General features: G+C 39.9%; 5 protein-coding genes. 3 read left to right on the forward strand and 2 right to left on the reverse strand.

Annotation, left to right across the window (positions count from 1 at the left end; translation table 11 throughout):
* Positions 1-44: 44 nt before the first annotated feature.
* Positions 45-1,376 carry a dGTP triphosphohydrolase gene (dgt, locus tag NMS_RS05215; RefSeq protein WP_041495755.1) on the reverse strand — a complete coding sequence of 444 codons (1,332 nt, stop codon included), beginning with the start codon at positions 1,374-1,376 and terminating at the stop codon, positions 45-47.
* Between the two features lie 156 nt (positions 1,377-1,532).
* On the opposite strand from dgt, the gene NMS_RS05220 reads away from it, so the two are divergent.
* The 3 genes from NMS_RS05220 to NMS_RS05230 all read left to right on the forward strand — a co-directional run bounded on the left by NMS_RS05220 (position 1,533) and on the right by NMS_RS05230 (position 7,979).
* Positions 1,533-4,271 (forward strand): TonB-dependent receptor, encoded by a 2,739-nt coding sequence (locus NMS_RS05220; RefSeq protein ID WP_041495756.1) that lies wholly within the window; start codon positions 1,533-1,535, stop codon positions 4,269-4,271.
* An 81-nt stretch (positions 4,272-4,352) separates the two neighbouring features.
* Positions 4,353-5,501, forward strand: a complete 1,149-nt coding sequence (locus NMS_RS05225) for an autotransporter outer membrane beta-barrel domain-containing protein (protein ID WP_041495757.1) — start codon at positions 4,353-4,355, stop codon at positions 5,499-5,501.
* Positions 5,502-5,714: 213 nt separating this feature from the next.
* Entirely contained in the window at positions 5,715-7,979 is a 2,265-nt protein-coding gene (locus tag NMS_RS05230; RefSeq protein ID WP_041495758.1) for an inorganic phosphate transporter, read from the forward strand.
* Between the two features lie 217 nt (positions 7,980-8,196).
* Here NMS_RS05230 and NMS_RS05235 read toward each other — a convergent pair whose 3' ends face one another.
* Positions 8,197-11,706 (reverse strand): efflux RND transporter permease subunit, encoded by a 3,510-nt coding sequence (locus NMS_RS05235; RefSeq protein ID WP_041495759.1) that lies wholly within the window; start codon positions 11,704-11,706, stop codon positions 8,197-8,199.

The following is an 11,706-nucleotide window of genomic DNA, read 5'->3' on the forward strand; positions in this document are numbered from 1 at the left end:
AATATACGGCGTGAATCCCATTTAAGTTTCACGATTTGAAGCGATTAAATGCGGCCGTTGATGATTTCAAATAATTTTACTGATTTAGTATCAGTCAACGAGGCTACATAGCCACATGCAGCAAGAAGGCGATCGTACAAGTTTTCTGAAGCTAAAACTTCATCTGGAGTAAGTTGTAGTATTAACTTATCATAACTGCTTTCTTGACCATGAAGTTCATTCATGCTTGCCGTGATTACGGCATCTAGGACCTCACGAAGAATCTTATAACCTGCAACCTCCTTTTGTACCACATCTGGATGTTGGTAGAGGTTTTCGACAGTTAAGGCGAGTATATCATCAATTTGCGGTTTGTATTTGGAAAGATCGGTCAGGGAATGTGATAGAGTTCCGGCTAGTATTTCTTTCTCATGTTTCATGAAAGTTTCCACGCAATCTGTGATCAAAGTGCCTATGGCAAGCGCTCTTAAATAAGCCAAGCGTTCAGAGGTAGATGATAAGATAGAGTAGGTTTCTGTTTTTATATTGTCGCGCACTAGATTGATTAATTGTTCTAGAGCATGATCCTCAGGAATGTTCCCTAGGTTGATCGCATCTTCAAAATCAATGATGGTATAGCAAATATCATCTGCTGCTTCTACCAGATAAGTCAATGGGTGGCGGTGGTATGCCTCACCAGTCTCACTGGTATTTTTCAGTCCCATGTCCATTGCCACGTCCTCAAAATGTGGGACATCTGATTGAAAGATTCCGTATTTTTTTTGAGAAATATGGCTTGTTGGCTTTTTAGGTAAGGACTCTTTCGGGTATTTTACAAATGCTCCTAAAGTAGCATAGGATAATCTCAAACCTCCAGGCGATCCAGGTTTGTTCATGTTCAACAATCTATAACCATTAGCATTTCCTTCAAAATCGAGAAGGTCTTGTTGTTGCTTTCGCGAAAGCGAACTCATTACAGCATTCCCTTTCTCACTGGAAAAATAACTACCTATGGCTTTTTCACCACTGTGACCGAATGGTGGGTTTCCAATGTCGTGCGAAAGAGCCGCTGCAGCTACGATTGCTCCAAAGTCTTGATGCTTATATCCTAGATCAACAAGGTCTGGATGCCGTTCCAGAATCTTTTGCCCTGCCATACGACCTAGAGACCTACCTACTACAGAAACCTCTAGACTGTGTGTGAGTCGCGTATGAACAAATCCAGTTTGACTTAAAGGAATGACCTGAGTCTTGTCCTGTAGGCTGCGAAATTGTGAGGAGAATATGATACGGTCATAATCCACCTCAAAGCCTAACCGCAGTTCGTCTTGTTGATTTCTTAGTCGTGGGGCAGTATCGCCGTGTTTTTTAAGCGAGAGCAGTTGGGGCCAGTTCATTTTGAATATTTTGATTGCAATATAGAAACCTATGTTTGAAACAGGTTATGTAACACGGGTAACTATTTCTTAACAATCCAGCTTAAAAAGACAATAGTAAATTAACCTGGTAAGCTGGATTCTAATCGTTCATTTGCAAATTCTAAAACACTTGTAATGAACAAATTAGTTTTTATACTTTTTTTACTTGTAACTGCCTTAACCACAGCTCAAACCGGTAAGGTAAACGGTACCATCATTGATAAGGATGCTACTACCGAAAATGAACCTGTTGCCTTCGCATCTGTGGTTCTTAAAGGAACCAACTATGGAGCGCAATCTGATTTTGATGGTAATTTCAGTATTTCAGCTCCAGCAGGAACTTACACTCTTGTGGTTTCCTTTGTCGGCATGAAAACTGTAGAAATTCCGGAAGTAGTGGTACGCAATGGATTTACCACAACCGTAAATGTGGAAATGAGTGCAGAAGCTGCTTCTCTTGAGGCTGTATCTATTGTGGTCGCTAAGTCGCGTGAAGGAACTGATGTATTGTTAGAGGAGAAAAAGAATGCAGTAACCATCAAGCAATCGATTGGTGCAGAAGAGCTTTCCCAAAAAGGAGTGAGCGATGCAGAAGGTGCAGTAACTAAGGTGAGCGGTATTAGTAAGCAAGCAGGAGTGAAGAATGTTTTTGTTAGAGGTCTCGGTGATCGCTACAATTCTACCACATTAAACGGTTTGCCTTTACCATCAGAAGATCCAGAGTACAAAAATATCTCACTGGACTTTTTCGGCTCTGATTTGATCGAGACTGTGGATATCAATAAAGTATTCAACGCTGAACTCACAGGAGATAATGCCGGTGCAAACATAAACATTGACCTTAAAGGTTTGACAGGTCGTCAAGCTTTAGAAGTTGGTGTTTCTACAGGGGCAAATCTACAGACATTAGGAGAAGACTTTAAGTCTATTGATGGGCCGGGTTACTTCGGCTTTACGAGTCCAGATTTACCTACTGACAACCTAAGACAATATACATTTGATAATACTATTAACGGTGAGGATCAAAATGGACTGGTAAACTTAGGCTTCTCTCTTAACGGTGGGAAACGTATCGACATAGGAGATAATTACCTTAATATATACGGGCTTTTGACTTTTGATAATGGATATCGTTTTGTAGAGGGAACTGTTAGAAACACTACAAGTGCTGGTACTCTTTATTTAGATCAAGACTTTGTGAGTTATGAATATGAAACTTCACAAATAGCACAGATTGATCTGGATTACCGATTTAATCGTAACAACATTGAGTTTTTATCAATGTACATTCACAAAAATTCACAGGATTTTCAAGAATTCCAAGGAATAGATAATCCTGAGCAAACGGGAGATCAAGTTTTTGTAAGAAGACAACAGACTAACAACAACAATCTTTTTGTTAACCAATTGCTTTCAGAGATTAATCTGAGCGATAAATTGGTCTTAAACGTCAAGGGATCTTTTAATGCTATTAGAGGTAGTGAGCCAGATAGAAGAAGTTTTGAATACTTGTTTAGAGATGGGTTCTATTCTCCAAACTTAGATTCTGGAGGTAACAACCAGCGCTATTTTAGTGAAGTTCAAGAAAATGATTATAATGGAATCGCTAGTTTAAAATATAACTTTGCTAGTGATGACAGCGATAGATTAAATTATATCACTTTAGGTGGAGAGTACAGGTTGACCCACCACATTTTTAAAGCCACCACGTTCAATCATACTTTTGATCAGAGAGTTGAAGTCGATATCAATAACCCAGACGGTATTTACAATCAAGCCTCTCTGGATGCTGGAAATTTCAGATTAGAGACAGGTCGCGGATCCATATTAAATCCAAATGCCTTCGTTCCTTTTTATTATATAGGCGATAAATATGTCGCCGCTGGACAAGCTACTTATGTAAAAAACCTGACTGATAATCTTTTAGTTACCGCAGGTGCACGATTTGAAAATGTACGTCAGGAGGTAGAGTATAACACGAATATTGCTAATAGTGTTTCTGGTGGTCCTGCTGAGATTGATGAAAACTTATTCTTACCTAGTGTAGGTTTTAAGTATAATGTGAACGAGGATAATATCATTCGTCTAGCGGGAAGTAAAACCTATATCTTACCTCGATTCAAAGAAATAGCACCTTTCCGTTATGATAATCCAGGAGGAACTTCCACACAAGGAAATCCAGATCTTGAGATTTCAGAGGTTATCAATTTGGACCTTTCTTATGAGTTTTATCCTAATAAAGGAGAGATATTCTCAATTACAGGATTTTATAAAAACATCAACGATCCAATTGCACGAACTGAAATTCCAAGTGCAGGAAACACACTTACATACTTAAACGTAGGTGGTACAGCAACTGTTATAGGAGCAGAGTTGGAGATCAGAAAAACTTTATTTGAAAACGAATTGACTTCCCTTGAGGGATCAGATAAGGATCGCAGTAATAGTCTTGCCGTAGGTTTCAACGCATCTTATATATACAGCAAGCAAGACCTTGAAAATCCTTTAGCTCAATTTACAGATGACAGCACGCAATTACAAGGTGCGGCTCCATTCCTTACTAATTTTGATGTGAACTACAACACATTTTTAGGGAACAACAATGTGAACACCGCTTTAGTATTTAATTACTTTACAGAGCGAGTGTACTCAGTAGGAACACGTGGATTTGCTAATATTAAGGAGATCGGTGTTCCAACGTTGGATTTTGTTGGATCTATTGGTGTAGGGGATAACGGTAAGCTTTCTCTAAAGGCTAAAAACCTATTGAACCCTGAGTATCGACTAGAGCGTGATGGTGATTCTAATAACACAGTGTTAAGCGAATATAAACGTGGGCTTGACATTAGCTTAGGATACAGCTATAAGTTTTAATTTTTTGGTAAACTAGGCTTAACACATGCCGCAAAAGCTTGCCTTTACTTTACGTCAACAAACTAATTTAAAACTTTCAAAATGAAAAATCTGATTTTATCCATGTTGGCAATTGCTGCTATAACCATCACCTCCTGTTCTACAGACGATGATGTTTCTGGACCTACAACGCCTACTGATGGACTAAACCTATCTGGAGATATTACTTCAAATAGAACTCTTAGCGCCGGTAATGCTTATGTATTAAACGGACCACTTTTCGTAAAAACTGGAGCTACACTTACTATTGAAGCTGGGACGACTATAACTGCAAATGCAGGTGGTACAGACGTTTATTTACTAGTAGAAAAAGGAGGTAGAATAGTAGCTAATGGAACTGCTGCTGCACCTATTCGCTTTACAAGTACTTCAACAACTCCGGCTGCCTGGGGTGGTGTGATAATTAATGGAAATGCCTTTATCTCTGGTCAAAATCCACAAGGTCAAAATGTGGCTGGAACTGAGGTGAATCAAGCACTTCTTTTCGGTGGTAATAACGATACTGAATCTTCAGGAATCTTAAATTATGTGATTATTGAGTATACTGGTGCCCGCATCGATGGAGAGGCAGAGCACAATGGTCTTACTCTTAATGGTGTAGGTTCTGGAACAACACTTTCTAACATCTGGCTTGCTAATGGTGACGATGACGGGATTGAATTCTTTGGTGGATCTGTAAACGCTTCTAACATCTTTGTATTGAATGCTAAAGACGATATGTTTGATGTCACTCAAGGGTATAGAGGAACGTTGACTAACATATTCGGTGTTCGTGAGCCTGGTTATACCGCTGTAACTTCTGATCCACGTGGGATTGAAGCTGACGGTAACCTTGACGGTAATTCTCCATCAGACAACACCCAGTCCGTATTTACCATAAACGGTGTGACTATTCAAAATCGTGGTGATAACGTAGAGTTTTCAGATTTGATCAAAGTACGTCGTGGAGCAACAGCCACCATTACTAATGCACTAGCAGGTACTTTTGGTACTGCAACTGCAGCAGACTTCATAGATCTTGAAGATTCAAAAGGGAACGCAACATCAGCCACCCAAATCACAGCTACCGCTAGCGGTACTGCAGACGGGTCTGACATTAAGAATGCACCTAACGCGACAGTAACTGTAAATGCTAATCAGACTGGAGCTAACGCAGCTGCTTTCTCTTGGACTGGTTACAACTTTCTATAGTAGCCCGATATCATTTATCCATAAAAGCTGTTCTTAGGAACAGCTTTTTTTATGCGTTGAAGTGAAATGCAAGTTCGCTTTCGCGAAAGCGAAACAATCACAGCTAGTTTGCCGTCTCAATTTATTTATTCAATAGTAATCACATTAATAACTATATAATAACGTACAACTGTGCGGAATATAGCATTTTTGCAGCTTAACAATTTTTGAAAAATGGGAGACATTTATATCTACATGCTCATTATCCTAGCGGGTCTGGCGATTACAGACTTAGTTGTTGGGGTTAGTAATGACGCGGTAAACTTCTTAAATAGTGCCATAGGGTCTAAGGCCATCAGCTTTAAAACCATCATGATCATTGCGAGTTTAGGTATCGCATTGGGAGCGCTCTCCAGCAGCGGTATGATGGAAGTTGCGCGTAAGGGGATTTTCAATCCAGGCGAATTCTATTTTGACGAGATCATGATTATTTTCATGGCGGTGATGATCACTGATGTATTGCTTCTGGACTTTTTCAATAGTCTGGGGTTGCCTACCTCTACCACGGTTTCCATTGTTTTTGAATTGCTAGGGGCTGCGGTGTGTGTTTCTTTATTGAAAATAGGAGAAAGCGAGACAGAAACATTTCTTGACTTGGGTAGATATATCGCCAGTGAGACGGCCATAGAGATTGTGACCGGTATCTTGCTTTCTGTGGTTATTGCATTTACCATTGGGGCGCTGGTTCAATTCCTTTCCCGTTTGATGTTGACCTTCAATTATAGAAAACGCCCAGCATTCCTTGCAGGGATTTTTGGAGGATTGTCGCTCACCAGTTTGTACTATTTTATTATCGTTAAAGGATTAAAGGGCGCTGATCTAGGCGGGCTGAATTTCATATTTGAATACACCACAAACGTTTACACCACTCTTGGGTACGGTTTTATTTTCTGGATCATTTTCAGTTTGATATATGTTTATGTGTTGAAGTGGGATATTTATAAATTGATCATTATTCTAGGGACATTTGGTCTTGCTATGGCTTTTGCGGGAAATGACTTAGTCAACTTCATTGGGGTGCCTATAGGTGCTTATGATGCTTATAATATCTGGATGGATGCTGGAGCTGTAGAAGGGTTTAGAATGGATGCCCTAGGTGGTAAATTACCTAGTCAAAAATGGCTCTTAATCCTTGCAGGTGTCGTAATGATTTTGACGCTTTGGTTTTCTTCTAAGGCGCAAGCGGTGGTTAAGACATCAGTTGATCTAGCACGCCAGGATAGCGGTATAGAACGCTTTAAAGCTAATTTCCTCTCTAGGTATTTGGTGCGTTATTCGATCATGACAGCAGATGGTATTCAGCGCGTCATGCCTAAAAGCGCTACAAATTATATCTCTAAACGATTTGAAAAAGTACCCTCGTTAGGACTAGTTACTAAAAATGCAGATAAGCCTGCTTTTGATTACGTACGTGCTTCAGTAAATCTAATGGTGGCTAGTGTGTTGATCTCTGTAGCCACTTCTTATAAGTTGCCATTATCTACCACATATGTCACGTTTATGGTAGCGATGGGAACCTCGTTAGCAGATCGTGCCTGGGGAACTGAAAGCGCGGTTTACCGTATTGCGGGAGTTTTGAATGTGATAGGTGGTTGGTTTTTTACCGCTTTTAGTGCATTTACTGCGGCTGCGATTTTTGCCTATATCATTTATTTGGGTGGTTTTTATGCGATCATAGGTCTAGTCGTTCTGGCTGTAGTGCTTATTACTCGCAGTTTCATCATGCACAAACGTTCACAAACTGAGCAAAAGATCACTGACGAGCTTCACAAAGCAGAAAGTAAGACCATTCAAGGAATCATCGAGGAAAGTTCTGATACAGTAGCTACGGTATTCAAGAGGTCTAAAAACATGTATTCCAAAACCCTAGAAGGTTTGATCAATCAAGATTTGAGCGCTTTGAAATCTGCTCGTAAAGACAGTAAGAAACTAGGGGTTGAGGTAGATGCCTTGCGTAACAATATATACTTTTTCATTAGAAATCTAGATGAACAAACTATAGGAGCAAGTAAATTTTATATAGACGTTTTGGGCCACCTACAGGATATTTCTCAATCGCTCGAGTACATCTCTAGATCCAGTACAGACCACATTAATAATAATCATAAGAGCCTGAAATTTACTCAAATCAAGGATCTGAAAGAAATCATCAATCGCATTCATGATATTTTTGAAGAATCTGAAAATGTGTTTAAAAACAAGGACTTTATCAGGTTAGAGTCCATCATTAGTAAAAAACGAGAGTTGCTAGAACTGGTGGATAGCAAAATTGAAAAGCAAGTAAAACGCACTAAGAATACGGACGAATCTCCTAAGAATACGACCTTATACTTCGGTCTATTGCTAGAAACCCGTGATCTGATGAATACGACTACTCAAGTTGCAGAACAGTATTTCACAGAGTATGATTCTAATCAATTTGATACTGAGAGTGAGTAATTCTTAAAAGAGTTCGCTTTCGCGAAAGCGAAATAAACCGAATCATAAACCTTTAAATGCCTCTTACCTAGTGAGAGGCATTTGCTTTTCCTTAAAGGTTGTGATGTGTTTGTGTAAATGCTTTTTGGAACTGGTTTTTCAGCGGTTGTAATTGTGGTTACATATAAAAAAACGCCCTCTGTAGAGAGGGCGTTTATAAAATGTGGTACCGCTACTTTTAAGCAGCTTCCTCTGACGGGATTTGTTCTCCTTCTTCTGGTTGATCACCAAATTTTCTTTGGAATCGTAGCTTGGCTCTATGCACTAAATACAATAGAACAGGGACAATAATCAAGGTCAAGAATGTTGCGAATATTAACCCGAAGATTACCGTCCAGGCCAGTGGTCCCCAGAAAATAACGTTGTCTCCACCCATGTAAATTTTGGGATCAAATTCGCTAAACAGGCTAAAGAAATCGATGTTCAATCCTATCGCTAGCGGTATCAAGCCTAGTACCGTTGTGATTGCTGTTAATAATACAGGACGCAACCTTGCTTTCCCAGCTTGGACGATCGCTGCAAAAGAATCTTCCTTACTAATTAGATGCTTGTCGTCATCGATTCCCAATTCTTCACGTCTTCTTAATTTCAAGATATCTACATAGTCAATAAGAACAACGCTATTGTTTACTACGATACCGGCCAGAGAAATGATTCCCATCATGGTCATCATGATGACAAATGGCCACCCAGTGATCATTAAACCTAAGAATACACCTATGAAACTCAAGAATATGGAAACCATGATAATCGCAGGTTTTGAAACCCCACTGAACTGGAATATTAAGATGAAAAATATCAGTGCAAGCCCAGCCATCAATGCGGTCATCAAGAATGCCTGTTGTTTATTCTGCTCTTCCAGTTGTCCCGTATAATCGATATTGATGTTATCCGGCAGGTTTTCAAAGTCCAGCATTTCATTCTGTATTTGTGCTACTGCTGCACCAGCATCACTGTAACCAGGCTTTAAGGCACTATAGACCGTTACTACACGCTTGTTGTCTTTATGCTTGATGGCACTAAAACCTGAAACGTTCTGCTGGGTCGTTACGGCACTGACGGGAATTTCCCTGATCTGTCCAGATGCCATGTCCCGATAGGTGATTCGTTGGTTAAATAATGCACTGCGATCATATCTATCATCTTCATTAAAACGCACGTAGATATCATAATCTTCACCTTCCTTTTTGTAGACACCTGCTTTTTCTCCAAAAATAGATCGACGCAATTGCTGTCCTACTTGACCTGCGCTTATACCTAATTCACCAGCTTTTTCACGATCTACCTTGACCTGCAAGGCAGGTTTGCTTTTGTTGACATCGATCTTGAGTTCATCAACTGGCGCAATGTTCTTCTCGTTCAGGAATTTCACCATACGCTCTGCAGTCGCGATCAACTCCCCATAATCTTCTCCTTGCAATTCAATATTTACTGGATATCCAGCAGCTGGTCCCGCTTGATCTTTTTCCACACTAATAGCAATTCCCGGGAATTTTCCTTGAACAGCTTCTTGAACCTTTTTGCGCAGGATCTCGCTGTCCTTTCCTTGCCTGAATTTATATTCTCTCATGGAAGCCGTGATTTTACCTTTATTAGGCATTTCAGCAGCGCTTCCACCATCAGTCTGCGGATTCCCAGCACCTTCACCTACTTGAGAAACGGCACTTTCTACCATGAAATTTCTACCATCTTCCCTGTATTCTGGATCGTTAAGGACATCATAAACGACACTTTCTATTTCTTTTGTCGTTCTATTGGTTTTATCAATAGAGGTACCTTCTGGATATTCTATATAAACTATGATCTGGTTAGGTTTGTTTTCCGGAAAGAACTCAACTTTTGTTCTACCAGAACCTACAGACCAGCCAAAATACAATGCCAAGACTCCCACAAACATCACAAGCATACCACCGGTAAACCAATAAGGTGTTTTTCCTCTCAATGCAAACTTTAGAAAACGTTCATAGGCATTGTCCAGCCATTTGAGCGTATTTCTTTGAAAAGCTAGCGTCCATCCTTTTACAGCATATTTATAAATCCATAATAGCAACACGGTAACGACCATGACGCTTCCAATACCGCGAATTGCTCCACCAAAAATCATAATGAGTAAGCCTATGCCGCCCATAATTGCTGTAATCCAAATGAGTTTTTTGAGAGGAATATTCTTCTCATCTACACTCATGAATTTAGAAACTAACATGGAGTTAAAGAAAATGGCAACGATTAATGAACTACCCAAAACAATAGAAAGAGTAATTGGGAAATATTTCATGAACTCACCCATAATACCAGGCCATAAACCTATGGGTACAAAAGCAGCAACAGTGGTTAGTGTAGAAATGATAATGGGTACGGCGATCTCGCCTATACCGACTTTAGCAGCCTTGATTCTAGGCATTCCTTCTTCATCCATCAAGCGATACACGTTTTCAACAACCACAATACCGTTATCTACTAACATTCCCAATCCCATAATCATGGCAAAAAGGATCATGGTGTTCAATGTATAACCCAATCCGTTCAAAATGATAAAGCTCATCAACATGGACATGGGAATAGCAAACCCAACAAACAATGCATTTCTAAATCCTAGGAAAAACATCAATACCGTTACAACCAGTATTACCCCAAAAATGATGTTGTTTACCAGGTCATCCACTTGATTTAGAGTACGCGTGGAACCGTCATTGGTTATAGAGATCTCTACATTTTCTGGGATCTTGCCACTTACCTGAGATTTTTTAATGATGTCACGTATACTTTCTGCAGCCTCTATGGTATTTTTCCCAGACTGCTTTTTAACATCAATCATCACAACAGGATCCCCAAACTCGCGTGCAAATGTCGTTTTGTCTTCTTCTTGAAAATTAACCTCGGCAATGTCAGTGAGGTAAATTGGGCCATTCTCATTTTTTACCACAAATCGCTCTAGTTGCTCCGGTCTGCTGATCTCACCTAAAATCCTGATGGTGCGTCGTTGGTTTTCAGTCTTGATATTTCCAGCGCTTAGGGTAGAGTTCCCACCACGAACGGCATTTATGACATTGTCAAAACTAACTTTGGCCGCTGTCATTTTATAAATGTCAACAGCAACCTCAACCTCTAATTCTTGAGCACCACGTATGCTTGCTTCTTTAATTTGTTCTAGAGCCTCAATTTCATCCTGTAGATACTCTGCAAATACCTTAAGCTCCCTAACGGTGTAATCACCACGCAGGTTGATGTTCATTATAGGGATTTCCTCACTGATTTTCAGGTCAAAAATATTGGGTTCAATCTTGGCATTATTGAATGTAGGCCAGTCCTCGCTTGAGGTTTCTACATCAACCTCATCCTTGACTTTCTGTTTGGCGTCCTCAACAGCTATTTTTTCATTGAATTCTACTGTAATTATGGAATAGTCTTCCTGAGACGTGGAGAGTATTTCTACAACATTAGAAAGGTTTTTCAATTTATCTTCCAACGGCTCTGTGATGAGGCGTTCAATATCTTCAGCAGTGTTACCTGGATAGACACTGGATATGTAGATCTTGGTTTCTTTTACCTCTGGATAATCTTCCCGTGGCATTGCAAAATAGCCTGATACCCCCAGAACGAGAACCAAAGCAATAATGATCCATATGACTGTGGAATTGTTGATGGCCCATGAGGACAGTCCAAATTCCTTTTCGCTTTTCTTTCCCAT

The sequence above is a fragment of the Nonlabens marinus S1-08 genome (genome assembly GCF_000831385.1).
Taxonomy (GTDB): Bacteria; Bacteroidota; Bacteroidia; order Flavobacteriales; family Flavobacteriaceae; genus Nonlabens; species Nonlabens marinus.